The organism is Bradyrhizobium sp. NBAIM01 (genome assembly GCF_020194115.1).
GTDB lineage: Bacteria > Pseudomonadota > Alphaproteobacteria > Rhizobiales > Xanthobacteraceae > Bradyrhizobium > Bradyrhizobium yuanmingense.
Genome location: NZ_JADYVU010000009.1, coordinates 95,541 through 119,911, shown reverse-complemented (window position 1 = coordinate 119,911; position 24,371 = coordinate 95,541). Strand labels below are relative to the sequence as shown.

General features: G+C 63.4%; 24 protein-coding genes. 16 read left to right on the top strand and 8 right to left on the bottom strand.

What is annotated here, in order from left to right; translation table 11 throughout:
* The first annotated feature begins 4 nt into the window (after positions 1 to 4).
* Positions 5 to 445 carry a hypothetical protein gene (locus I6F31_RS26290; RefSeq protein ID WP_035999439.1) on the top strand — a complete coding sequence of 147 codons (441 nt, stop codon included), beginning with the start codon at positions 5 to 7 and terminating at the stop codon, positions 443 to 445.
* A gap of 163 nt (positions 446 to 608) precedes the next feature.
* On the opposite strand, the gene ppk2 is transcribed toward I6F31_RS26290, so the two are convergent.
* Positions 609 to 1,409 (bottom strand): polyphosphate kinase 2, encoded by an 801-nt coding sequence (gene ppk2 / locus I6F31_RS26285; RefSeq protein ID WP_225186337.1) that lies wholly within the window; start codon positions 1,407 to 1,409, stop codon positions 609 to 611.
* A 17-nt stretch (positions 1,410 to 1,426) separates the two neighbouring features.
* On the bottom strand, positions 1,427 to 1,879 hold the full coding sequence (locus I6F31_RS26280) for a hypothetical protein (RefSeq protein WP_035999435.1): 453 nt from the start codon (positions 1,877 to 1,879) through the stop codon (positions 1,427 to 1,429).
* Positions 1,880 to 2,043: 164 nt separating this feature from the next.
* Between I6F31_RS26280 and I6F31_RS26275 the strand changes: the two genes are divergently transcribed.
* From I6F31_RS26275 to I6F31_RS26245, 7 genes are all read left to right on the top strand, one after another.
* The gene (locus tag I6F31_RS26275) at positions 2,044 to 2,469 is read left to right on the top strand and encodes a hypothetical protein (protein WP_035999432.1); all 426 of its coding nucleotides are present in this window, start codon (positions 2,044 to 2,046) and stop codon (positions 2,467 to 2,469) included.
* Entirely contained in the window at positions 2,462 to 3,697 is a 1,236-nt protein-coding gene (locus tag I6F31_RS26270; protein ID WP_035999428.1) for a biotin/lipoyl-binding protein, read from the top strand. The genes I6F31_RS26275 and I6F31_RS26270 overlap by 8 nt, the downstream gene beginning before the upstream one ends.
* 95 nt (positions 3,698 to 3,792) lie before the next feature.
* On the top strand, positions 3,793 to 5,688 hold the full coding sequence (locus tag I6F31_RS26265; RefSeq protein WP_085968738.1) for a sensor histidine kinase: 1,896 nt from the start codon (positions 3,793 to 3,795) through the stop codon (positions 5,686 to 5,688).
* A 110-nt stretch (positions 5,689 to 5,798) separates the two neighbouring features.
* The gene (locus tag I6F31_RS26260; protein ID WP_225186336.1) at positions 5,799 to 6,761 is read left to right on the top strand and encodes an ABC transporter substrate-binding protein; all 963 of its coding nucleotides are present in this window, start codon (positions 5,799 to 5,801) and stop codon (positions 6,759 to 6,761) included.
* 113 nt (positions 6,762 to 6,874) lie between these two features.
* On the top strand, positions 6,875 to 8,548 hold the full coding sequence (locus tag I6F31_RS26255; protein ID WP_225186335.1) for a DUF3300 domain-containing protein: 1,674 nt from the start codon (positions 6,875 to 6,877) through the stop codon (positions 8,546 to 8,548).
* Positions 8,545 to 9,462 (top strand): DUF2950 domain-containing protein, encoded by a 918-nt coding sequence (locus I6F31_RS26250; RefSeq protein WP_225136713.1) that lies wholly within the window; start codon positions 8,545 to 8,547, stop codon positions 9,460 to 9,462. Before I6F31_RS26255 ends, I6F31_RS26250 begins: the two co-directional genes overlap by 4 nt.
* Positions 9,446 to 9,904 carry a hypothetical protein gene (locus I6F31_RS26245; protein WP_035999416.1) on the top strand — a complete coding sequence of 153 codons (459 nt, stop codon included), beginning with the start codon at positions 9,446 to 9,448 and terminating at the stop codon, positions 9,902 to 9,904. The genes I6F31_RS26250 and I6F31_RS26245 overlap by 17 nt, the downstream gene beginning before the upstream one ends.
* 21 nt (positions 9,905 to 9,925) lie before the next feature.
* Here the strand turns inward: I6F31_RS26245 and I6F31_RS26240 are convergent, their stop codons facing one another.
* Complete coding sequence (locus I6F31_RS26240) at positions 9,926 to 10,444, bottom strand: GNAT family N-acetyltransferase (protein WP_035999413.1); 519 nt, start codon at positions 10,442 to 10,444, stop codon at positions 9,926 to 9,928.
* A 154-nt stretch (positions 10,445 to 10,598) separates the two neighbouring features.
* Here I6F31_RS26240 and I6F31_RS26235 point away from each other — a divergent pair, with 154 nt between their 5' ends.
* The 4 genes from I6F31_RS26235 to fabI are packed head-to-tail and all read left to right on the top strand — an operon-like array spanning position 10,599 to position 15,824.
* Positions 10,599 to 12,827: a DUF3141 domain-containing protein gene (locus I6F31_RS26235; RefSeq protein WP_057029173.1), complete on the top strand. Its 2,229-nt coding sequence runs from the start codon at positions 10,599 to 10,601 to the stop codon at positions 12,825 to 12,827.
* A gap of 29 nt (positions 12,828 to 12,856) precedes the next feature.
* Entirely contained in the window at positions 12,857 to 13,819 is a 963-nt protein-coding gene (locus I6F31_RS26230) for a phosphate acetyltransferase (RefSeq protein ID WP_035999408.1), read from the top strand.
* A 5-nt stretch (positions 13,820 to 13,824) separates the two neighbouring features.
* On the top strand, positions 13,825 to 15,039 hold the full coding sequence (locus tag I6F31_RS26225) for an acetate/propionate family kinase (protein ID WP_225186334.1): 1,215 nt from the start codon (positions 13,825 to 13,827) through the stop codon (positions 15,037 to 15,039).
* Positions 15,036 to 15,824 (top strand): enoyl-ACP reductase FabI, encoded by a 789-nt coding sequence (fabI, locus tag I6F31_RS26220; protein WP_225147950.1) that lies wholly within the window; start codon positions 15,036 to 15,038, stop codon positions 15,822 to 15,824. Before I6F31_RS26225 ends, fabI begins: the two co-directional genes overlap by 4 nt.
* Positions 15,825 to 15,842: 18 nt before the next feature.
* Here fabI and I6F31_RS26215 read toward each other — a convergent pair whose 3' ends face one another.
* Positions 15,843 to 16,442, bottom strand: a complete 600-nt coding sequence (locus I6F31_RS26215; RefSeq protein WP_225140824.1) for a hypothetical protein — start codon at positions 16,440 to 16,442, stop codon at positions 15,843 to 15,845.
* Entirely contained in the window at positions 16,439 to 17,365 is a 927-nt protein-coding gene (locus I6F31_RS26210; RefSeq protein WP_225186333.1) for an alpha/beta hydrolase, read from the bottom strand. Before I6F31_RS26210 ends, I6F31_RS26215 begins: the two co-directional genes overlap by 4 nt.
* Positions 17,366 to 17,497: 132 nt before the next feature.
* Between I6F31_RS26210 and I6F31_RS26205 the strand changes: the two genes are divergently transcribed.
* Both I6F31_RS26205 and I6F31_RS26200 read left to right on the top strand, forming a co-directional pair.
* Positions 17,498 to 20,005, top strand: coding sequence for an alpha/beta hydrolase (locus I6F31_RS26205; RefSeq protein WP_225147952.1), 2,508 nt, complete (start codon positions 17,498 to 17,500; stop codon positions 20,003 to 20,005).
* A 9-nt stretch (positions 20,006 to 20,014) separates the two neighbouring features.
* On the top strand, positions 20,015 to 20,899 hold the full coding sequence (locus I6F31_RS26200; RefSeq protein WP_109143791.1) for an alpha/beta hydrolase: 885 nt from the start codon (positions 20,015 to 20,017) through the stop codon (positions 20,897 to 20,899).
* A 196-nt stretch (positions 20,900 to 21,095) separates the two neighbouring features.
* On the opposite strand, the gene I6F31_RS26195 is transcribed toward I6F31_RS26200, so the two are convergent.
* From I6F31_RS26195 to I6F31_RS26185, 3 genes are read right to left on the bottom strand one after another with little or no spacing between them, the layout of a single operon-like run.
* Positions 21,096 to 21,554 carry a MaoC family dehydratase gene (locus I6F31_RS26195; RefSeq protein WP_036039469.1) on the bottom strand — a complete coding sequence of 153 codons (459 nt, stop codon included), beginning with the start codon at positions 21,552 to 21,554 and terminating at the stop codon, positions 21,096 to 21,098.
* Positions 21,555 to 21,566: 12 nt separating this feature from the next.
* Complete coding sequence (locus I6F31_RS26190) at positions 21,567 to 22,217, bottom strand: 3-oxoacid CoA-transferase subunit B (RefSeq protein ID WP_225125424.1); 651 nt, start codon at positions 22,215 to 22,217, stop codon at positions 21,567 to 21,569.
* 4 nt (positions 22,218 to 22,221) lie between these two features.
* Entirely contained in the window at positions 22,222 to 22,869 is a 648-nt protein-coding gene (locus I6F31_RS26185) for a CoA transferase subunit A (RefSeq protein WP_035999395.1), read from the bottom strand.
* Between the two features lie 458 nt (positions 22,870 to 23,327).
* Between I6F31_RS26185 and I6F31_RS26180 the strand changes: the two genes are divergently transcribed.
* On the top strand, positions 23,328 to 23,507 hold the full coding sequence (locus I6F31_RS26180) for a hypothetical protein (RefSeq protein ID WP_035999393.1): 180 nt from the start codon (positions 23,328 to 23,330) through the stop codon (positions 23,505 to 23,507).
* A gap of 142 nt (positions 23,508 to 23,649) precedes the next feature.
* A complete protein-coding gene (locus tag I6F31_RS26175; protein ID WP_036028010.1) occupies positions 23,650 to 24,312 on the top strand; it encodes a protein-L-isoaspartate O-methyltransferase in 663 nt (220 codons plus the stop codon).
* Positions 24,313 to 24,371 lie beyond the last annotated feature (59 nt).

Here is a 24,371-nt window from a genome sequence, read left to right as displayed (position 1 = left end):
CGTCATGAGAAAACTGTCCTTCGGCGCCGTCCTGGTCGCTTCGCTCGCCGCTGTTGCCGGCTTTAGCACGTCCGCGCGTGCCGACACCGGCCAGGTCGCGGTCGTCTTCACCAAGGGTGGCTTCATCGTCGGCGCCGGTGGCGGTGAGGGCGTTCTGGTCTACCGGGGCAAGAAATACCCATTCACGGTGTCTGGCATGAGCGTGGGCCTCACCATCGGAGCGTCGACCACGAAGTTCGTCGGCCGCGCGCTCAATCTAAAGGGGCCGGCGTCGATCGAAGGCTCTTATGCCGTGGGAGGAGCGGGTGGGGCAATCGCCGCAGGTGCCGGCGCCGTTCAGTTGCAAAACAGCAATGGCGTGATCCTCCAGCTCAGCGGCCCGCGGGTCGGCGCGGAAGTATCGGCTGCAGTCGGTGGCGTCACGATCCGCCTGAAATCGAGTTGAAGGGGTTGTATGGCCATTGAGCGATCGACGGCAGCGTCGGGCCCCTAGGGCATGATCCGGAAAAGTGTGTAGCGGTTTTCCGAATAGAACATGCTCAAACAACAACCTAAAGCGCGATGACGATTCATTCCAATCGCATCGCGCTTTAGCGGCCTGACGCTGCTCAATAGCGCTGCGCGACGAAACTCATTTTCTTGAGGCTGGCCTGGTCGTTGTAGCGTCCCTTGTCGGAGCGCTTCGGCAGTTTGATCTTGTCCTTCTTGATGCGCTTGAAGGGGATGGCGCCGAGAAGGTGCGCGATGCAGTTGAGCCGCGCCCTTCGTTTGTCGTCAGAGCGGACGATGTTCCAGGGCGCATCCTTCGTGCTGGTCTTCTTCAGCATCAGGTCGCGCGCGCGCGAATAATCGTACCAGCGACGGAAGGATTCCAGGTCCATCGGACTGAGCTTCCACTGTCGGACCGGGTCGTCGATGCGGGCCTTGAAACGGCGCTCCTGCTCGTCCATGCCGACCTCGAGCCAGATCTTGATCAGGATGATGCCGCCGTCGATGACGTATTTCTCCATCTGCGGGCACAGGTTGAGGAAACGCTCGTGCTCGGCGGGGGTGCAGAAGCCCATGACGTACTCGACACCGGCGCGGTTGTACCAGCTCCGGTCGAAGATCACGATCTCGCCGCCGGCCGGAAATCGCTCCATGTAGCGCTGGAAGAACAATTGTGTCTTCTCGCGGTCGGACGGCGCGGGCAGGGCGACGACCCGGAACACGCGCGGGCTGACCTTCTCGGTGATCGCCTTGATCGTGCCGCCCTTGCCGGCGGCGTCCCGACCCTCGAACAGGACGATGACCCGGAGCTTGTTTTCCCGCACGTAGTCCTGGAGATGGCACAGCCCGACCTGGAGCTTCTCGAGCTCCTTCTCGTAATCCTTCCGCTTCATCCGCTCCGCAGGGCCGTCCTTCGCCATGCCGATCCCACCTGTTGCTAATCGTCCCAGGAAATGGTCACGCCGATGTCGCCGGGCACGCCGCCCGGAAAATCGATGATCTGATAGGCGATGCGATAGCCGCGCGGTTTCAGGTAATCGGTCCAGAGCTGGAAGATCTCCTTGGGAATTCCGGTCAGGGTGTTCTCCCAGCCCTTCTCCATCTGATTGATGGCGCGGCCCTTGTCCGTGCAGAGCGAGTTGGGGAAGCGATAGACCAGCACTTCCGTGAGGCCGTTGCGCACCGCGCGCTGGATCACGGTCGAGGCGAGCTTGATCTTCTCCTCCTCGGTCTTGCCCGAGGGCTTGCTCAAGCGCTCGATCAAGGCGCGCTTCTCCGCCTCGGCCGCGGCGGCAAGGCGCACATATTCCTCCGCCTTTTCGGCTTCCTTGAGGGCGGCTTCCTTACGAATCTGGGCTGCGCTGGGGATGAGATCGTCTAGGCCGGGCATGGCGGGCGGCTCCTGATGGTTGTCCAATCAGCATGCGGCTGACGCTAGGGTTGGCCCTGACGTGTTCCCTTGACTCAAATCAAACAAACGCGAACATACCCGAACACAGTGCCGCCCATGGACGTTTTGACCGGGAGAGACGTTTGAGCGAGCAGCTTCATCCGATGGCACCGCATCATCTGCCGTTTTATCTCGCACCGGGGAGCGGGACCGATACGCTGATGGTGGTGATGGGCGTATTCCTGATCGGGGCCGTGCTCTGGGTCGGCACGCTCTACTGGAAACTGCACAGCCTGCCCGAGCGGATGGCGCACAAAACGCATAAACTGCAGTTCGAGTTAGTCGCCGTGCTCGGCCTGATCTCGCTGTTCACGCACATGCACATCTTCTGGATCGCCGGACTGCTCCTCGCAATGATCGATCTTCCGGATTTCGGCACGCCGCTGCGCAGCATTGCCGGGTCCGTCGAGAAGATCGCCGACGCGACGCCGGCCTCCGATGCGGAGGAAGTCCAGGCTGAGGCGGCCGTCGCACCGCCCCCCGCGGACAAGCCGGGACCCGCCAAGGAGAAGGAGCGCAGTCATGCTTGAGCTGCTGATCTGCTCCCTCGTCACGATCCTTCCGGACTACCTGTACCGCCGCTACGCCCAGGGCAAGCGCTTCGGGAAGGAAATCACCTTCTTCTCGGTCTGGTACGAGCTGCGCTGGGGCATCACCGCCTGCCTGATGCTGACGGTGTCGCTCATCACCATGATCTTCTACTTCCATCCGGCGACATCGTCGGCGACGCTGTACTTCCGCACCGTGCCAATTCTGCCCGAAGGCTCGGGCCGTGTTGCCGAGGTCAAAGTCGGCTTCACCGCGCCCGTCAAACAGGGCGATGTGCTGTTCACGCTCGATAGCTCGAAGCAAAAGGCTGCGGTCGAGACCGCCAAGCGGAAGGTGGCAGAAGTCGATGCCGCCATGCAGACGGCGCAGGCCGACGTGGTCAAGGCCGAGGCGCAGCTCGGCGAAGCGAGGGCCAACTACCAGCAGGCCAAAGACGAGCTCGAGGTCAAGACCGAGCTCCAGCGCCGCAATCCCGGCATCGTTCCACAGCGTGACATCGACAAGCTCCAGGTGCTGGTCGATCAGCGACAGTCCGGCATCGACGCCGCGACGGCGGCGAAGCAGTCAGTGTCCTTGCAGGTCTCGGCTCTGCTGCCGGCCCAGAAGGCCAGCGCCGAAGCCGCGCTCGACCAGGCGCAGGTCGATCTCGACAAGACTTTCGTACGCGCCGGCGTCGACGGGCGCGTCGAGCAGTTCCTGGTTCGCCCCGGCGATGTCGTCAACCAGCTGATGCGTCCGGCCGGTGTTCTCGTTCCGGAGGGCGCGGGCCGCAAGGCGCTCCAGGCCGGTTTCGGCCAGATCGAGGCGCAGGTCATGAAGACCGGCATGGTGGCGGAAGCGACCTGCATATCCAAACCCTGGGTCATCATTCCCATGGTGATCACGACGGTGCAGGACTACATCGCGGCCGGACAGTTTCGCACCGGCGAGCAGCTCATCGATCCGCAGAATGCCGTCCGTCCCGGCACGATCCTGGTTTTCCTGGAGCCGCTCTACAAGGGCGGTCTCGACGGTGTCACGCCGGGCTCGAGCTGCATCGTCAACGCCTACACCAGCAACCACGAGGAGATCTCGGCCAAGGACACCCCGACCAGCCGGAAGATCGCGCTCCACGTCGTCGACGGCGTCGGCCTCGTGCACGCGCTGCTGCTGCGGATCCAGGCGCTGTTGCTGCCGATCCAGACGCTCGTGCTGAGCGGCGGGCATTGAACGTTGAGAGAAGGGCGATGACCCTGTGCCGGAGTCGCAAGGCCATTCAGCTTTGCCTACGGTCCGGGACATGGTTCTATACCGATGTTGTGAGGATGATCGCGCAGGAGGAGTGGGGGCGTCAAGCCGGCTTCCCGGATCGTGGACGCATGCGCATGCGCGTCTGGTTTCTTGCTTTGCTGACGCTCGCTTCTTGCTTGCTCGAGCCCTCGGCCGCATTGGCTCAGCAGGCCAAGCGAGTTGTCATCCTGCATTCTTTTGGCCGCGACTTCAGGCCCTGGGGGCAATATGCAAAGTCCATCCGGGAGCAACTTGACCGACTTTCGCCATGGCATCTGGATATCCAGGATCACTCCCTCGTCGCCGCCCGGTTCGGCGATGAGGATCCTCAGGCAGCCTTCGTCTCTTATCTCAAGGCGCTGAACGCACGGCATCAGCCTGATCTAATCGTCTCGATCGGCGCTCCTGCCGCGAACTTTGTGCAGCGAAACCGGTCAAATCTTTTTCCGCGTGTGCCAATGGTGTTGACGGCGGTTGAACAGCGCCGGGTGGATTCCGCCAATCTCTCGCCCGAGGACAGCGTCGTTGCCGTCGCGCATGATTTCCCTCGATCCTTCAACACCATTCTCAAAGTGCTTCCTGCAACGAAGAGAATCGTCGTGGTGAACGGTGCGTCCCCGAACGAAATGGTGTGGCGAAGAGAAATCCAGAAGGATGCTGACCTCTTCGCGGGCAAAGTCGAGTTCATCTGGCACGACGGTATGTCGTTCGAGGCTATCCTGCAGATCTGTGCTGCACTTCCGCCGGACTCCGCAATTTTTTGGCATCTCATGAATGTCGACGCCACGGGCGTGGCCTACGAAGGTGATCGAGCCCTGCAGGCGCTCCACAAGGTCGCCAATGCTCCGATCTTCTCCTACGACGACGGCTTTTTTGGCCGGGAGATCGTCGGCGGCCCCATGTACTCCGTCGAGGAGATCAGCCGCCTGACTGCGACCGTGGCTGTACGGCTGCTCGGGGGAGAAAAGCCGGCCGATGCCAGGCCTGCCGCGGTCAGATTCGCGGCTGCCAAATTCGACTGGCGACAGCTTCATCGCTGGGGAATCAGCGAGAGCCGCTTGCCTCCCGGCAGCGAGGTATTTTTTCGCGAGCCAAGCATCTGGCAACGCTATCGCTGGCAGATGTTGATGATATCGGCCGCCTTTCTAGTACAGGCTGGTCTCATCAGCGGGCTGCTGCACGAACGCCGGCGCCGCAGGTTCGCCGAGATCGAGTCACGGCAGCGCCTTGCCGAACTCGCGCACGCCAACCGTTATTCTGCCGTCGGTGAGCTGACCACGTCTATCGCCCATGAGCTGAACCAGCCGCTCGGCTCCATCCTGACCAATGCCGAGACAGCGGAACTCATGCTGCGAGCGAGCTCGCCTGACATCGACGAGGTTCGTCAGATCCTCGCCGATATCCGGCGCGATGATCAGCGGGCAAGCGAGGTGATCCGGAGGCTGCGCTCCATTCTGAAAAAGGCGCCCTTTGAGGTCAGGATTATCGAGCTCAACGATACCGTTCGCGAAGCAATCGATCTCGTGAAGACCCTCGCGGGGGGGCGCCGCATCAGCCTCATCTACGTGCCTCTTCTCACCCAACTTCACGTCAAGGGAGATCCGGTCCAGCTTCAGCAGGTCATTCTCAACCTGATCATCAACGCAATGGATGCGATTTCCGATGCGGACGCCGGAAAGCGGGAGGTCAGCGTGTCGACGCTCAGCACCGGCAATCAGGCCGAGATCAGGATCGCCGACACCGGGCCCGGAATACCCGCCTCCGATCTCGCAAGCCTGTTTGATCCGTTCTTCACGACCAAACCGCAAGGCATGGGCATGGGCCTTGCAATCGCCAGAACCATCGTCGAGGCCCATCACGGCACGATCGCTGCTGCGAACCAGCCTGCGGGCGGCGCACTGTTCACGATCAGGCTTCCGACCGCTCGCTGAGCGGGCGGTATCTTGATCTTGATCAAACATCACGGCGCTGAAGCCGTTCTCTCTCGGTCGCATGACAAGTACGACGGGCGAGCGTGAGGCGTATGAGACGTCGTGACTTCATGAGGCTGGTTGGTGCTGCCGCTGCATTGCCGGTCCTGGCGAAAGCCCAGGACCGAATGCCCGCCGTCGGCGTGCTGACGGGCAATGTCGCTGGTGATCCCGGCGCGCAAATGCGCGTGGAAGCCTTTCAGCAGGGTCTCACCGATCGAGGCTGGGTCGCCAACCAGAACTACCGCCTGGAGGTGCGCTGGCCGGGCCCCGATCCGGCGCGCCAGAAGTTGGAGGCGCTCGAGCTCGTCGCCGCGGCGCCGGACGTGCTGTTCTCGACCAGTACGGGATCAACACGTGCGCTGCGCGATGCAACGCAACGAATTCCGATCGTCTTCGTGGGGCTTTCCGATCCGGTAGGGACGGGGCTTGTCGCTAATCTGGCCCGGCCGGCCGGAAATCTGACCGGCTTTTCGCTCTATGAGCATTCGATGAGCGGGAAGTGGCTCGGCCTTTTGAAGGACATGGTGCCGGGAATGAGCCATGCGGCCCTGCTGTTCAATCCGGAATCGGCACCCTACGGACCGTTCTATGTTCAAGCGGCGCACCAGATGGAAGGCCGTCTCGGCCTCAAGATTGCCGGTGCGAGCGTTCGCAGCGGTCCGGAGATCGCGGGAGCGATCGAGACGGCGGCGCGCACAGGCGGCGGCCTCGTCGTGCTGCCGGATGGCGGCTTCTTCGGAACCCACAGCGCGATGGCCATTGCATTGCTGGCGCAGCGGCGCGTGCCCGCCATCTTCGCAGTCCGTTTCTACGCGTCGAATGGCGGGCTGATGTCGTATGGTGCAGATCTGACCCAGCAATTTCGTGATGGCGCCGGCTATGTCGACCGCCTCCTGCGCGGTGCCGATATCAGCACTCTCCCGGTGCAATTTGCCACCAGGTTTGAGTTCGTCATCAATATGAAGACGGCCAGGGCGCTCGGCCTGACGGTCCCGAGCCGGCTTCTGCTGGATGCCGAGCTAATCGAATGATAATCCGATCTTGCGCTGCGGCAGCCCCGACTGCCTCGTTTCGTTGATCTCGATCAACAAACGGCTGCGCCCCGGCTTGATCCTCGCGCACTCGAAGTCCCAGGGAGGATGTGATGTTTCGTTGCGGCAAGACCCTGATGGCGCTGGCGCTGTTGATGGCAACTTCGGTCGCCGCAATGGCGCAGACCCCAACGACGCCTGCAGCCCCGGCGCCGCAGGCGCAGCCTGCCAGCCCGCCCGCACCGGCGGCCGAGCTCCTGAAGCCCGAGCAACTCGAGGCCCTCGTCGCGCCGATCGCGCTTTATCCGGACGAGTTGCTCGCAAATGTACTGGCCGCCTCGACCTATCCGCTGGAGGTGGTGCAGGCCGACCGCTGGCTGAAGGAGCGCAAGAGCCTGAAGGGCGATGCGCTGAAGACGGAAGTGGAAAAGCAGGGCTGGGACGACAGCGTCAAGGCGCTGGCCAGCACCGCCGATGTCCTCGCGATGATGAGCGAGCAGCTCGACTGGACCAAGAAGCTGGGCGATGCCTTCCTCGCCCAGCAGCCCGACGTGATGGACGCGATCCAGCGTCTGCGCAACAAGGCCTATGACAACAAGAAGCTCGTCACCACCAAGCAGCAGAAGGTCAGCGTCCAGTCTCAGGAAGGCAAGCAGGTCGTCGTGATCCAGCAGGCCGATCCCGCGGCGATGTACGTGCCGTATTACGACCCGGCGACGGTCTACGGCAGCTGGCCCTATGCGGAGTATCCGCCTTATTATTGGGGCTACCCGTCTTATATCGGCGCCGGCGTGGTCGCGGCTGGCATCGCGTTCGGCACGGCCTGGGCGATCGGACGCTGGGGCAATTACTGGGGCGGCGGCTGCAACTGGGGCAACCGCAACGTCTATGTCAACCATCGCACCACGAATATCGGCAATGGCTGGCAGCACAATCCGGCGCACCGCGGCGGTGTGCGCTACAACAACAGCAATGTTCAGCAGCGCTTCGGCAACAACAATCTGAAGGCCGGCGTGTCGGACCGGATGGATTTCCGCGGCCGCGACGGCAACCAGGTGCTGCGCCCCGACCAGGGTGCCGGGGACCGGGCGGGAGATCGTGCGGGTGATCGCGGCAGTCCAGGAGATCGCGCAGGAGATCGCGCAGGGGATCGCGCCGGCAATCGTGGCGACCGTCCGGGCGCGGGCGATCGCCCCAGCGCAGGGACGCGCGACCGGCCTGGCGGCGGCGATCGTGCCGGTGCCGGTGATCGTGCCAAAGGTGCGACCAAGGGCGGTGGCGATCGCGCCAAGGCTGCGAACCGCGCCGGCGGCGGTGCGGCCAATCGTGGCGGGGCCATGAACGTTTCCTCCGGCCGCTCGGCTGCCGCGGCATCCGCGCGCGGCCGCGCCAGCATGGCGAGCATGCCGCGCGGTGGCGGCGGCGGACCAAGCTTTGCCGGCCGCGGCGGCGGTGGCGGAATGGCGATGCGTGGCGGCGGTGGAGGAGGCGGCTTCCGCGGCGGTGGCGGCGGTGGTCGGCGTTCCGACGCAGCGCTGAAGCATGATGTCGTCCTGCTCGGTCATCTCTCGAACGGCCTCGGCTATTATCGCTTCAGCTACGTCGGCAGCGACAAGGCCTATGTCGGCGTGATGGCGCAGGAGGTCGAGCAGGCGATGCCCGCTGCCGTGACCCGCGGCAGCGACGGCTATCTGCGCGTCCATTACGAAAAACTCGGGCTGACGTTCCGCACCTATCGCGACTGGCTCGCCGGCGGCGCGAAAATTCCTGCGGAGGTGATGCCATGACCGGTCTGAAATCGTTTAGCCGTGCGCTGATGCCCGGCGTCCTCGCGCTCGCGCTGCTCGGATCGGCCTCTCTCGCACAGGAATCCTACAAGACACCGGAAGAGGCCGCGTCTGCGCTTGCCGCCGCGGTCAAGAGCGGCCCGAAAGACATCTTGAAAGTGCTCGGCAGGAATGCGGAGGACATCGTGTCGTCCGGCGACGAGGTTGCCGACAACGACATTCGGGCGCGCTTCACCGCGATGTACGACGCCAAGCACGGCATCAAGGCGGAGGGCAACAAGACCGCCACCTTGATGCTCGGGCCGGACGATTTTCCGTTTCCAATTCCGCTGGTCAACACCAGGACGGGTTGGGCGTTCGACACCGACGAGGGACGCATCGAAGTGCTGCGCCGTCGCATCGGCCGCAACGAGCTCGACGCGATCCAGACCGCGCTCGCCTTCGTCGACGCGCAAAACGAATATGCGGAAAAGGACCGCGGCGAGGGCGTCGGCGTCTACGCGCAGCGCATCGTCTCCTCGCCCGGCAAGAAGGACGGCCTGTTCTGGCGCGACGACAGCGATCCGAGTCCGCTCGGCGCGCTGGCGGCCGAAGCCTCGAAGGAGGGCTATCGCGGCGGCGATGTCGGCCCTGCACCCTATCACGGCTATTACTTCCGGATTCTGAAAGGGCAGGGGCGGGACGCTCCCGGCGGCGCGCTCAACTACGTCGTCAAGGGCAAGATGATCGGTGGCTTCGGCCTGATCGCCTGGCCCGCGGAGTACGGCAATTCGGGCGTGATGACCTTCTTGGTCAATCATGACGGCGTCGTGTATCAGAAGGATCTCGGCAAGCGCACGGCGTTCGTCGCCGAGCGCACAACGTTGTTCGATCCCGACGAGACCTGGAAGAAGGTCGATGCCGCAAAACCCTGAGCCGCGCGTGCGCGCATTTCGCCTGATCGCGCTGCTCCTGCTCGCGCTCGGGCTGACCCTGCCGGCGGCGCCGTCCTTCGCGCAGGCCACCGGTCAGGTCAGAGTGAAGATCGTCAAAGCGGGATTCCTGGCCGGCGGTGGCGTGGGCAGCGGCGTGTTGACGTACCGGGGCAAGACCTACCCCTTCAACGTCAGCGGCGTGAGCCTGGGCATCACGGTCGGTGCAACGGTCGGCCGCCTCGACGGCTGGGCATCCGGTATCCGGGAGGTCAGTGACTTCGCCGGCAACTACAGCTCCGTCGGCGGCGGCTTTGCGCTGGTCGGCGGCGCCAATGGTGTGCACCTGCGCAATGAAAAGGGCGTCACGATGGTGCTGCAAGGCCCGAAGGCGGGACTCGAGCTGGCGGCCAATATCAGTCGGATCACGATCGCTTTGAGGTGAGGCTCAAGCCGGGCGCGAGGATCAAAGCGTGAGCGACAGGTGCACCGTTCTCGGATCGTCACTCCGCGCGAGCTTGAAGCCCGCCTTCGCGAACACGCTGCGCATGGGCATGTTGTCGGACAGAACCTCGGCTGTGAGCTCTCTTACGCCTTGTTCGCGCGCGATCTCTGTCAGGTGCCTCAGCAATAAGGAGCCCACCCCGCGACCTTGCCAGGCATCCACCACGACGAAGGCCATCTCGGCCCGACCGGGCTCGACGATGACGTACCGGCCGCCGCCGATAATGGCGTATCGACCCTGTTCCTCGGCGAGAGCGGCCAGCGCAACGTGATTGCTGAAATCCACGTCCATGAAGAAGGCACGCTCCTTCTCCGAGAAATGCCGTTTCAAAACGAAGAACCGGCTTTGCAGCGATTGCGGTCCAGTGCGCGCAATGGCAGCGAGCATATCCGCCTCGTCGCTGGCGCGAAGCGCGCGGACCTGGATCGGGGTGCTGTCCTTCAGCACGGTTTGCACGCTGTAAGTTGCAGCTTGGGACATTGCCGATGTCGCTCTTTCAAAACCGCCCGGCCGGGTCTCATGCCCTATAATGCAGGATAGACGCCTCCGAAGCGTGCAGATCATCTTGACCTAGATCAACGTTCGTCCTCGCTCCAAGCCGTCAATTGGCCGAGGCGACGGAGAGGTCGAGAACATGTCCATGCACAAGATGCAAATTCCGGGCGGTCCCATGTCGGGGCTGGTCGCCTCGGCAGTCGAATACCTCGTCGATGCGGGACAGCGCAGTATCCTGTTCCTGGATATCATGCGCCGGCGCGGGGACCAGTACAGGGAGCACCTCGCGCAAACCGCCCCGCATGTTTTGCAATATGCGGCGGAGTTGATCATCGACGGGCGCCAGCTCGCCGAACCCGTCAATTACGCGCTGGTGCGCATCGTTCCGCCCGCCAACGTCGAGATCGACATGAACCGGCGGCCGTTCGTCGTGGTCGATCCGCGTGCGGGCCACGGCCCCGGCATCGGCGGCTTCAAGGCCGACAGCGAGATCGGGGTGGCGATGAAAGCAGGCCATCCCTGCTACTTCATCGGATTCCTGCCGGACCCGATGCCCGGTCAGACCATCGAGCGCATCGCGCGTGCCGAAGCCATCTTCATCGAAAAGGTCATGAGCCTTCACCCGGATGCCGACGGCAAGCCCTGCGTGATCGGCAATTGTCAGGCCGGATGGGCCGTCATGATCCTGGCCTCGCTACGTCCCGAGCTATTCGGCCCGCTGATCATCGCCGGCGCGCCGCTGGCCTATTGGGCCGGCGTGCATGGAAAATATCCGATGCGCTACTCGGGCGGGCTGTTGGGCGGAAGCTGGTTGACGGCCCTGACCTCCGATCTCGGCGCCGGCAAGTTCGATGGTGCTTGGCTGGTGCAGAACTTCGAGAACCAGAACCCGTCGAATACGCTCTGGACCAAGCAATACAACGTCTATTCCAAGGTCGACACCGAGGCGGATCGTTACCTCGAATTCGAGCGTTGGTGGGGCGGCCACGTCAACCTGAACGCCGAGGAGATCCAATTCATCGTCGATGAGCTGTTCGTCGGCAACAACCTCGCGGCCGGCAACATCGAAATGTCCGATGGCCGGAAGGTCGACCTTCGCAACATCAGATCCCCGATCGTGGTGTTCTGCTCGGAGGGCGACAACATCACGCCGCCGCAGCAGGCGCTGCATTGGATCCTCGATTGCTATGCCGATGTCGATGAGATCAGGGCCTATGGCCAGACCATCGTCTACACCGTGCACCAGAACATCGGCCATCTCGGCATCTTCGTCTCCGGCGGCGTCGCCAAGAAGGAGCACGCGGAATTTTCCAGCAACATCGACCTCATCGACGTTCTGCCGCCCGGACTCTATGAAGCGACGTTCGAGGCGAAGGATGAGGAAACCGCAAGTTCGGATCTGGTCGTCGGCCAGTGGGTGATGCGCTGCGAAGCGCGGACGCTCGACGACATCCGCGCCATGGGCGGCAATTCGCCTGAGGACGAGCGACGCTTTGCCACCGCCAAACGAATCTCGGAAATCAACCTGGCGGCCTATCGAAAATTCGTCCAGCCATGGCTCAAGCGCATGGTGACGCCACAGATGGCCGAATGGGCTCACAACATGCATCCGCTGCGGCTGCAATACGAGCTGTTCAGCAGCCAGAATCCTTTCATGGCGACGGTGAAATCATTGGCCGAGAAGGCCGCCGAGAAGCGCAAGCCGGTCGCCGCGGACAATCCGTTCCTGGCGTTCCAGGAGCAGATCTCGAAGCAGGTCGTTCACGCCCTCGACAGCTGGCGCGATTCACAGGAGGCGCTCAGCGAAGCGATGTTCCTCAGCGTCTACGGATCCCCGGCGCTCCAGGCGGCGGTCGGGATCGATCCGACGTCCACGCCGTCGCGTCGGCGTGAGATGTCCGCCGAGCATCGCACCATGCTCGAGAAGCGCATTGCCGAGCTGAAGTCGCGGATCGGTGAGGGCGGCCTCCGTGAAGCGGCGTTGCGCGCTTTGCTCTATGTCGGCTCGGCACGGGGGATGGTGGACGAACGCAGCATCGAGGCTCTGCGCCGGGTCCGCCGGGATCATGGCGGCGCACGCATGTCTCTTGCCGAGTTCAAGATGCTGGTACGCGAGCAGTTCTTCATGCTGCTGCTCGACCGGGAAGGGGCGCTCGCTGCAATCCCGAAATTGCTGCCTGACGACATGAACGTTCGCCGCGCAGCATTCGAGGCGATCGAGCAGGTGCTGTCGGCCAGTGCGGATGTCACCGGCGAGCGCGCCAACCGGCTGCGGCAGATCGCCGGCCTGTTTGGCCTCGACACCGCGGAAGGTGCCGAAAGGGCGTCGAACGTTGCCCCTTTCGATCCCAAGGCGAAGGCGTCGTAACGCGAGTTGCAAGGATCGGGAGCGACATCATGTCAGCAGATGCGACGGCCACGCAGTCTCCCAGCAAGTATGATCGCCTGATCGCGGCGGCCAGGGCAATCCCGCCGACGCCGACCGTCGTGGTGCATCCCTGCGATGAGACATCCTTGCGCGGCGCCGTCGACAGCGCGTCTGCCGGCATCATCCGGCCGCTCCTGGTCGGACCGGAGCGGAAGATCCGGGATACGGCTGGCACGTTCGGCCTGGACATCTCGGGTTATGAGATCGTGGATGCCGCGCACAGCGACGAAGCCGCGGCGAGGGGTGTCGAATTGATCCATGCCGCGCGCGGCGAACTGCTCATGAAGGGCAGCCTTCACACCGACGAGCTGATGCGAGCCGTCACGGCCAAAGTCGGGGGATTGCGCACCGATCGGCGCATCAGCCACGTTTTCGTCATGGATGTGCCGGCCTACGCCGAGACGATCTTCGTCACTGACGCCGCAATCAACATCTTCCCCGATCTGGACGCCAAGCGGGACATCATTCAGAACGCGATCGATCTCTACAATCAGGCGGGCTTCGGCAAGTCGCCGCGGGTGGCCATCCTTTCCGCGGTCGAAACCGTCACATCGAAGATTCCATCCACGATCGAGGCCGCGGCGCTCTGCAAAATGGCGGATCGCGGCCAGATCACGGGCGGCGTGATCGACGGGCCGCTGGCGTTCGACAACGCGATCGACCTCGAATCCGCGCGGATCAAGGGCATCAAGTCCGAGGTGGCCGGCCGTGCTCAGATCCTGGTCGTGCCCGACCTCGAAGCGGGCAACATGCTGGCCAAGAACCTCGCCTATTTCGCCAAGGCCGACGGCGCCGGCATTGTGCTCGGCGCGCGCGTCCCCGTCGTCCTGACCTCGCGTGCGGACAGCCCAAGAGCGCGGATGGCGTCCTGCGCAGTTGCTGCACTTTATGCTCACGCGCGGCGCCAGAAGGCGCCGACAGTCGCGGCGTGACCGCCATGGACAGCATCCTCGTCGTCAACGCCGGCTCATCGAGCGTCAAGTTCCAGGTCTTTGCGGTCGAGGGTGAGGGCGTTCTGCGCCGCCTGATCAAGGGGCAGGTGGACGGCATCGGCAGCCGTCCGCGCTTGCGGGCGAGCAGGGCAGGCAATGATCCCATGGCGGACCGGGCCTATCCGATCGAGGCCATTCCGGACGTGCCGGCGGCGATGCAAGTCGCGGGGGAATGGCTGCGGAACGAGGCGCGCATCCATCCATTGGCGGTCGGGCATCGCGTCGTCCATGGCGGGCCGGATCATGAGCGGCCAATTCTCGTCGATCATGGCGTGGTGGCACGGCTAGAACGCTTCGTCACGTTAGCGCCGCTGCATCAGCCGCACAATCTGGCGCCGATCCGCTCGATCCTGGCTAATTTCCCGACGATACCCCAGGTCGCGTGCTTCGACACCGCGTTTCACCGCACGCACGGTCCGCTGGCCGATCATTACGCCATCCCCTACCAGGTTCACGCCGAAGGTGTGCGACGCTACGGCTTTCACGGGCTCTCCTATGAGTACATCTCCAGGACCTTGCCCCAGATTGCGCCAGAGGTCGCAAAGCGCCGGGTGATTGTCGCCCATCTCGGCAGTGGCGCGTCGATGTGCGCGATGAAGAATGGGCTGAGCGTCGAGAGCACGATGGGATTCACCGCGCTCGATGGGCTGCCGATGGGCACGCGCCCGGGCCAGCTCGATCCGGGCGTCGTGCTGTACCTATTGTCCGAGAAGGGGATGACGCCGTCGAAGGTGCAGGATTTTCTCTATCGCGATTGCGGATTGAAGGGGCTTTCCGGGCTCAGCAACGACATGCGCGAGCTGGAGGCGAGCACGGATCCGCAAGCGAAGCTGGCGGTGGACTATTTCGTCTATCGCATCGGCCTCAACGCCGGAATGCTGGCGGCGGCGTTGCAGGGGATCGATGCCTTCGTCTTCACCGCCGGCATCGGCGAGAACTCGAGCGGCATCCGCGCGCGTGTGGCGGAGCAGCTCGGCTGGCTTGGCGTGGCACTCGACCCAGCCGAGAACACGCGCCATTCGCGGCTGATATCGGCAAAGACGAGTCTCGTTCCGGTCTACGTCGTCCCGACGGACGAGGAGCTCATGATTGCGCAGCACACGCTGACGCTGTTGATGAACGGCCAATCGCCCAACCCCAGACAAGAGAGGGTGTCATGATTACAGTATTTCCGGACAGCAAGGTCGCACTAAAGGGGAAGAAGGGCCTCGTCGTCGGCATCGCCAACGACCAATCGATCGCCTGGGGCTGCGCCAGGGCGTTTCGCGCGCTCGGAGCCGATCTCGCCGTCACCTATCTGAACGACCGCGCCAAGAAGCACGTCGAGCCGTTGGCGCAGGCCCTGGAAGCGCCGATCTTCCTGCCGCTCGACGTCATGGTCGAAGGCCAGACTGAAGCGGTATTCGAGCGGATCAAGTCGGAGTGGGGGCAGCTCGATTTCCTGCTTCATTCCATCGCCTTTTCGCCGAAGGAAGCATTGCACGGCCGCGTCGTCGACGTCGGCCGCGACGGCTTTCTGAAGACCATGGACGTCTCCTGCTGGTCGTTCCTGCGGATGGCACATCTAGCCGAACCCCTGATGAAGAACGGCGGCACGATGTTCACCATGACCTATTACGGCAGCCAGATGGTGGTGGAGAACTATAATATCATGGGCGTTGCCAAGGCGGCGCTCGAAGCCGCGGTCCGCTATGCCGCTGCCGAGCTCGGTCCGAAGGGCATCCGCGTGCACGCGATCTCGCCAGGGCCGCTCGCCACCCGCGCGGCCTCGGGCATTCCGGAGTTCGATGAGCTAATGGACAAGGCGCAATCCAAGGCGCCCTCGCGCAGCCTCGTCAGCATCGACGATGTCGGCAACGCCACCGCGTTCCTGGCGCTCGACGGCGCCAAGCTGATCACCGGTGGCGTGCTCTATATCGACGGCGGCTATCACATCATCGATTGAGCGCGCAATCGCGCGTTGTCATGCCGGCGGTACGCCGATGCCGATGCACTCGAGTAATTCGCGCCAGAGCTTGCGGACGTCGGCGTGACGCTGCGCGAGCGCCGCACTGACCGCGTCGCGATGCGGCGCAAGGTCTGTGCTCTTCAGAAACAGAATCTGGGCCTGCAACAGCCGGCCACTCTCAAATTCGATCCGGCGTAGCGCCATAACAAAAGGATCCTGCGCATTGGCCTCGATCGGTAGGATCGCAGCCGGCCGTATGCCGGCATGCACGGCGTGGGCAAGCGCTGCGAGGTGAATCATTTGGGCAAGGCGAGGGTCTGCGATCCCTTCGACCGGTGCAGGCAGCCAGGCGGACTCCCATGAGGCGAGCATGTAACCCAGGGAAGGATCCAGCACCCAGGACGTGGCGCGCAGCAGCAGCGAGACGATCTCGGTCTCGCGATAAAATTGAGCATTCAATTCGGTCTGCCATGCCGCGTCGAGCCTCGCGGGCAGCATGAAAGCGAATTGCCGAGCCAGGGCGCCGTGCGCCGAAATCAGGAATGCTGCGACCTTCGTCTGCTGGTTCGGTGGAATGCGACCGTCCGGCGCGACGGGACCGAGGAAGCCGCTCATGGCAGCGCTCGCTTGACCGGGATGGCACGCAGATGATCGTAGCCGGCAGGAAACGGCGTGAGCTCGCCGCCGGGCTGGTCCGGCGCCACCCAGACCGCTTGATTGCCCTGCCAGCGGCCGGCCAGCACGTCTTCGGCAAAGCGCGCCAGCAGATCGGCGGTCAGTGCCCCTTTCTCCAGCGTGAAGGCGTGATAGGCCATGGGGATGATCACCAATGAGCTGTTCTGAATCTCGACACGCAATGTTTCGTGGAGAACCCGCGGCGTCAGGAAATCGAACTCGCCGTTGAGAATCATGGTCGGAACGGCGATCGCGGACAGGCGCGGCGTGAGCGGCTGGAAGTCGAGGAAAGATTCCATCAGGTTTTGCAGCGCGTAGACGTCGTTGACCAGCCAACCTTGCCGCTTCACGCTCTCGAGCTTGTCCAGCAGTGGCTTCAGCCATTGGTCCGAGAGGTTCATGGGCAACAGGAGATCCTGGAGGTAACTCGTGCCACCGAGGATCAGGCCGGTCCGCAGCGCATTGCCAAGCAGCAAGAGTTGCGGCGACAGCTCCGCAAAGCAGCTCATCGGCACCAGCCCGGCCAGCCGCTTGCCATGCTCGATCGCATATCGCAGCGCGATCAGGCCGCCAAAGCTGATCCCGCTCAGAAAGATCGGACCGTCCCCGAGTTCGTCGATGAGGAGGCGCAGTGCAGCGACTTGATCGTCCTGGCTGATGAAGAGCCTCGGCTTGTCGGAGGCGCCCTGGCCGAGAAGATCGAAGGTCGCAACGCGAAAGCCTCGCGCCGACAAGGCCTCGCGATAGGCGCTCCACAGCTCGGAATATTGCGTCAGCCCGTTCACGAGAACATAGGCCGGTGCGCCCGCCGGCCCGTCGAGCTCATAGCGGATCCGATATGAGCCGTGGCTGAGTAAGGGCATCGCGAGGGTACCGCCGGTCTTTTGATGCCCGCGATCCTCGATTCCTCCGAGCGGATTCCATTGAGCTAGATCAAACCTTCCCCGGCCGCCCTGCCTAGCGTTTCAGGAAAATCTTCCAGGGAGGATCGCATCATGGCCGGACGAGATGCGTTGAATCGTTGCCTGTTGAGCCTGATCGTGCTGCTGCTCGGAACGGCGATCGCAACCGCACAGCCTTTCACGCGCCGTTCGTCGCAGGTGCAGCATGACGGGCTGAAGAAGACCTACGAGATCGCCAACTTCCGCCTGGGCGGCAAGTACGACCTGACCGACCCTTCCAAATGGGAGAACGGCGGCGAGGGCGGCGTCACGCTGGAATCGCTCGGGGCCGGCAAGCTGCGCACGGCTTACATCGCCGTCGGCAACGCAAGGCGCAACGCGGCGGGCGAGATCACCAATGCCATCGTGATCAACTCCTATTATTCCGGCGATTCCACCGACATGTACGAACAGTGGGTCAAGGGTGCGGCGTTGTCGGGTGGCGTACCCATCATTGGTCCGGGCCGGCCGATCGATACGGATCGTTACTATGTCATCATGGTCGATCCGCTCGGCACTTGGGGCGCGAGCAAGCCATCCGACGGCCTAGGCATCAAGTTTCCGCAATACAGCTACTACGACATGGTGCAGGCGAACTACCGCCTGCTGCGCGACGAGCTGAAGGTCGCGCGCGTCGCGCTGGTGACCGGCGTCTCCATGGGTGGCACGCAGACCTACGTCTGGGGCGTGATGCATCCGGAATATGTCAGCGCCCTGATGCCGATCGGCGGCACCACGCAATCGGATGGCGACGACCCCGTCGGCAACTGGACCTTCCAGATGATGACGGCCGCGATCCAGGGCGATCCGGTCTGGCAGGCGACCGAGGGCGATTATTACAAGCTCCCGAAGGAAAAGCATCCGGTGCCGGGCGTGGCCTTCGGCTGGTCGATCCTCGGCATGACGGGTTATGACTTTTCCTTCCGCACGACCCAGAACTGGGCGGCGGTACAGCCCGAGATTTTCTATTGGGATCCGCCGAACGAGAAGGCCGGCCTCAACGTCACCAATCGCGCCAAGCTCTACGACGCCGTCGACCTCGTCTGGCGCAATCGGGTCGGCGAGACCCATAACGTCAATCCCTATCTCGGTCGCATTCAGGCTCGCACGCTGGTGATGCACATCACCAACGATCTCTGGCTCAACTTCAAGCTGGCGCAGAAGGCCGTTGATCGTGTGCCCGGCGCTGACCTCATCGCACAGGAGAGCCCGGTCGCGCATTACGGCGTGTTCCCGATCATCAATCAGCGCAAGAACGATCCGAAGTTCGTCACCTTCATGGATGACGTGGCGGCCCTCGATCGTGCCCAGAAATTCGTCGACAAGAACTATCGCGTGCCCGACGTCGCCCAGACGATCGATCCCAAGAAGTCGTTCTGGAAGGCCTACGTGACCTATCCCTATCCGGTCAAATTCGGCAGTGCCAAGGACAAGAGCGGCAATTCCTGGGAAATCGGCTACATGGACGAGTATGCCGGCACCGACAAGGATCCGAAGGTGCTCGTCATCATCCACGGCAAGGGCGCGTTCGGCGGCCATTACGGCAACATCATGCAGTATGCGCTGCGCAGCGGCCTGCGCGTGATCGTGCCGGACCTACCGCATTACGGCATGTCGGGGCCCGGCAATCTCGACAAGAATCCCGCTCGCACCATGCAGGACATGCGCGAGGTGATCTACGACCTCGTGGTCAACCAGCTCGGAGTCAAGAAGGCGTACTATCTCGGCCACTCGCTCGGCGGCCAGTTCGTCGTGGGCTACGCCCTGACCTGGCCTGATGCGGTGCAGGGCCTCGCCTTGGAGGCGCCGTCCGGCCTCGAGGAATATCCGCGCGAGATCACCATTGCCAAGGACAAGAAGGCGCCTCTGTTCGCCGACGGTCTCGGCCGAGACTTCGACAAGTGGAAGCAGGTCTGGGACCAGACCGGTATTCTCGCTGCGGAAAAGGCGCGGAGCGAGCAGAACGTCCGCGACTTCTTCTACTTCAAGAAACGTGATCCGGACACCGGCGTGGTATCGGCTGCGAAGAGCGGATACTTCTTCAACGACAGCGAATATGCCCGTTTCCATACCGAGCAACGCGCCGGGCTTACCAAGGGCAACCCGAAGGAGCTCGATCAGTGGTGCAACGTCTTCATCTTCGACATCTACACGATCGGTGCTGAGCTCCAGCAGGATGACCCGAAGAACCTCTATGAGCGGGTCACCCAGATCAAAGCGCCGATCTTCCTGGCGTTCGGCGACAAGGAGCCGTTCATTCCGACGCCTGCGTTCAACGGCCTGACGGACCTCGGCCGCGACGTCATCACGCCGTTCATGACGCGTATGACCAATGCCGGCAACCGGCCGATGCTCAAGATCTATCCGGAGACCGGACACTTCATCCACACCGATAATCCAGTGGAATACGCTGCCGATGTCGTGGATTTCGTGACCAACGGGGAGGTGGACACATCATCGCCGCTCGGAACCGATCGCATGATCAAGGGCGCCGTCGTCTCTGCCTTGCCAGTGGCGCCGACACCGCCTGGAGCGGCTCCGACGGCTGGCCTCAACAAGTAGGGCCCGGCGGTGCCAAGGGTGCAGGCGGGCGAACTCCGACTCGGCTGGCGGGAGTGGGGAGGAGGCGACGTCACCGTCGTCTTCATCCACGGAAATCTCGCCAGCAAGGACTGGATCGAGCTCGCCGCGCCATTGTTTCCGATCGGGCTCCGTGTGGTTGCAATCGATTGGCGCGGCTGTGGCGACAGCGACCGGCCGAAGCCGTCGGCCGACTATTCCAACTACTCCATGCGGCAGCACGCCGAGGACATGCTGGCGGCGCTCGATACGCTCGGGATCGGCTATTGCCATCTCGCGACACATTCCACCGGCGGCATCATCGCCGCCAGAATGCTGCTCGAGCAGCCGCAGCGCTTCGGCCGTGTGTTCGCGCTCGATCCGGTAACGCCGCTCGGCATGGCCTTCGATGCCGATCAGATCGGATTATTCAGGGCCATGATGTCGAGCAAGGAGCTGACGCGGTCCGTGATGGCTACAGCCGCTTCTTCGCTGTTCGTCCCGGAGAGCATGGGGCCGAACATGGTCCCTCGCTTTCGCGAGGGGCTGGGAGAGATCCAGACGCTGTTCGATCGGATCATCGAGCAGACCTTCGGCGTATCGGAGGGGATCTGGATCGGCACGCCGGTGAACCTGACGCGGGAGAAGGAGAGCCGTGAGCTGGAGCGCCGTATGTCCGAGATCCGGCATCCGCACCTCGTGTTGTGGGGCGAGCGGGACGGTTGGATCGCGCCGGCCGATCTCCGTGCTATGGCCGAAGCGATGCCGGATTGCCGGCTGGTCATCGTGCCAGGCGTAGGGCATTCGATGAACCTCGAATCGCCGGCACTTTATGCAGGCTATTTCGGCGCCTGGTTCGGAGGACGTGCCGCGTCACCATCCACGGCGCCAAGCTGATCCCCGGCGGGGCCTCGACGTCGACGGCGGCCACCACATCGTCGATTGACGCGCTGAGCAGTCCGGGACCCATGATCGATGGTGACATATTGCCAGTGTTTTGCCCGACGGAGCAACCGGTTCCGGGCGAACAGGAAACATCCGTCAAATCAGCCCCATGTCTACTGTGCATGGGGTGGTTTTTCGACTCTTTGACTCAGCGATAGTGCAGAGCGATCAATTCGGCGACACAGGCCGGCCTTTTGCCGCCCTCGATCTCGATCACGAGGTGGTAGTTGACGCGCAGCCCGTCCGGCGGCACGTCCTCCGCTTCCGCAATCGTGACCCGGCCGCGCAGCTTCGAGCCGGCCGGAACCGGCGCGAGATATCGGATGCGGTCAGCACCGTAATTCAGCGTGTTGCGCAGCCCCTTCAGGCCGATGACCGAGCGGATGAACAGCGGGGCAAGGGCAAGCGAGAGCAGGCCATGGGCGATAGTCTTGCCGCCCGGCATCTCCTGCTTGGCGCGCTCCTGGTCGACATGGATCCACTGCTCGTCGCAGGTCGCCTCGGCGAACTGGTTGATGCGGTCCTGCGTGATCTCGATCCAGTCGCTGGCGCCTATCTCGGTGCCGATTGCGGATTTGATCTCGTTGAAGTCGCTGAATATTCGCATGGGTTGACCTGTTCAGAGCTTCATTTCCGGAACATTGTCGGGAATGGCGAGTTCGGCCTCCGTCAAGGCCATGACCTCGCCGATGCTCATGCCGGGTGCTGTTTCCAGCAGCGTCGCCTTGCCATCGGGAAAACCGATCACGGCCATGTCGGTCACGACAAGGTTGACAGGGCGTGCCGAGGTCAGCGGCAGCGAGCATTTCACCACGATCTTCGACTTGCCCTTGGCCGCGTGCTGCATGGCGACGATCACGCGCTTGGCGCCGGTGACGAGGTCCATTGCGCCGCCCATGCCCGGGACCATCTTGCCCGGAATCATCCAGTTCGCGAGATGGCCATGCGCATCGACCTGGAGGCCGCCGAGCACGGTGACATCGACGTGGCCGCCGCGGATCAAGCCGAACGACATCGCGCTGTCGAAGGTGGATGCGCCCGGCAGCGCGCTGATCGGGCGTCCGCCGGCATCGGTGAGCGTCGGATGCGCCATCCCCTGCTCGGGAATCGGCCCGGTGCCGATCAATCCGTTCTCGGACTGGAAGAAGACCTTCAGGTCCGACGGCACATAATTGGCGACCAGGGTCGGAATGCCGATGCCGAGATTGACGAGATTGCCGCTCTTCAGCTCCTTGGCGACACGCCGGGCGATGATGATCTGGGGATCCATGATGTCACCCGTTGGTGATGAGATAGTCGACGAGCGGCGCGGGGGTGACGACGTGATCGGGCGCGATCACGCCGACCGGGACGATATGCTCCGCCGTCACGATGACGGTGTCGGCCGCCATCGCCATGACCGGGTTGAAATTGCGCGAGGTGAGGGCGTAGGCGAGGTTGCCGAGGTAGTCGGCGAGGAAGGCGTGCACCAATGCGAATTGCGCCCGCAGCGCCGTTTCCAGCAGGAACGGCTTGCCGTCGACTTCGATCTGGCGCTTGCCTTCGGCCACCAGCGTTCCGACCCCGGTCGGCGTCAGCACCCCGCCGAGACCGCACCCGCCGGCGCGGATGCGTTCGACGAAGGTGCCTTGCGGCACGAGGTCGACCGCGATCTGGTTCGCCAGCATCTGCTGCTGCGCCTTCGGATTGAGACCGATATGCGTTGCCGTCAGCTTCGACACCAGTGCCTGATCGAACAGCTTGCCGACGCCCTTGCCGGGCGTGGCCGCGTCATTCGAGATCAAGGTCAGACCCGTCTTCCTCTGACGCACGACTTCGTCGAGCAGCCGCTCCGGCGTTCCAACTCCCATGAAGCCGCCAACCATGACGCTGGCGCCCGCCGGGATCATCGCAACGGCTTCTTCGACGGAAACAGCCTTCATGATCGAAACTCCCGGTCGCCCGACGATGGGCTGAAGGGCGGTAATGTGTGGATGTTGGCGGGCGGGCGACGGGCTCCCTTGATATGGGTCAAGGGCCTCTGGATCATTGCGCGCCGTCAGCGCGCCCTTCTCCAACGTGAACGCATGGTAGGCCTTGGGAATGATTTGGGAACCTCGACGCTGAGGCGCGCTAAAAGGCTCAAGAGAAACCGACGCTTCCGTAACGAAACCGGATCCAGTCCGGAGAGCCGAATCTTACTAAATTCAAAAGCTTGCCCTTGCATCCTGATGCTGCGTGCTATGTGCTTTGCCTGAAATCTAGAGCGAAGCACCGGGGTGCAGCACGGAATCGCGCTCGAACACCTGTGCGTCGGCGAGGTCCCGCCATTCGGACGGCGCCAAAACGACTCAATTTACGTCGAGCGTGGATCTGCCGGACACTCGCGGAGCTGATTCCCATGCCAGACAACAAGGTCGACCGTTCTGATTTGGCCCCCTCGATTCTGCCGGCCGGCATCCCCGAGCTCAGCGACGATGAATGCCTCGCTTGTCTCGCGCGCGCAGTCGAGGCGCCGGATTCGGCGCGGCTTGACGAGGTCGCTGGCCTCATTGGCCGCCTGGCAGTCGCCATCGAATAGGGCCGGCCCGGCCCTCCCATCAGGAGAGGTTGCGGAGGGCGAAACGCGCATCGCCAACCGCTATGTTGCGTTTTGACCGAGCATGCTCCAAAAGATGCCGCGATTTTTCTCCGCGGCATCGTCCGCATTGCAGGGTCCGCAAATGTCCGGTTTTTCGACCGCGCGCCAAAAAATGGTCGATGGCCAGGTGCGCACCAATGACGTCACCGACCGTCGTGTTCTCGATGCCATGCTCACGGTGCCGCGCGAGGCCTTCGTGCCGGCCGGCCGGCAGGCGCTGGCTTACCTCGATCTCGACCTCGACGTCAGCGAAGGCGCCGCCAAGCGGTTCCTGATCAAGCCGGCGCTGACCGGCAAGCTGCTCCAGGCCGCCGAGATCGGCGCGGATGACAACGTGCTGGTCGTGGGCTGCGCCACCGGCTATCTCGCCGCACTGGCCGCCAAGCTCGCGCGTCAGGTCACGGCGACCGAGTGCGATTCGGCTTTGGCGGCCAAGGCCAGCGACGCCTTCGCCGCCCAGGGGCTTGCCAATGTCGCCTGCAAGGCGGCGGCCTGCACCGAGGGGGACCCTGCTGCTGCCCCCTATGATGTGATTCTCCTCAACGGCGCGGCCGAGGTGATGCCGGAAGCGCTGCTCGGGCAGCTGAAGGAGGGTGGGCGCCTGGTGGGGGTGTCGGCCGAATCGAGGCCGCCGCGCGCCACGATCGTGACCCGTACCCACGGCGAATTCGGTCATCGGACCCTGTTCGACGCCGCCGCCCCGGTGCTTCCCGGGCTGGAACGGGCGGCTGCCTTTGTCTTCTGACGGCCCCAAAGCCGCCCCAAATCCCGTTCTGAATCAGAAGTGTGGCCGGGATGCTGCAC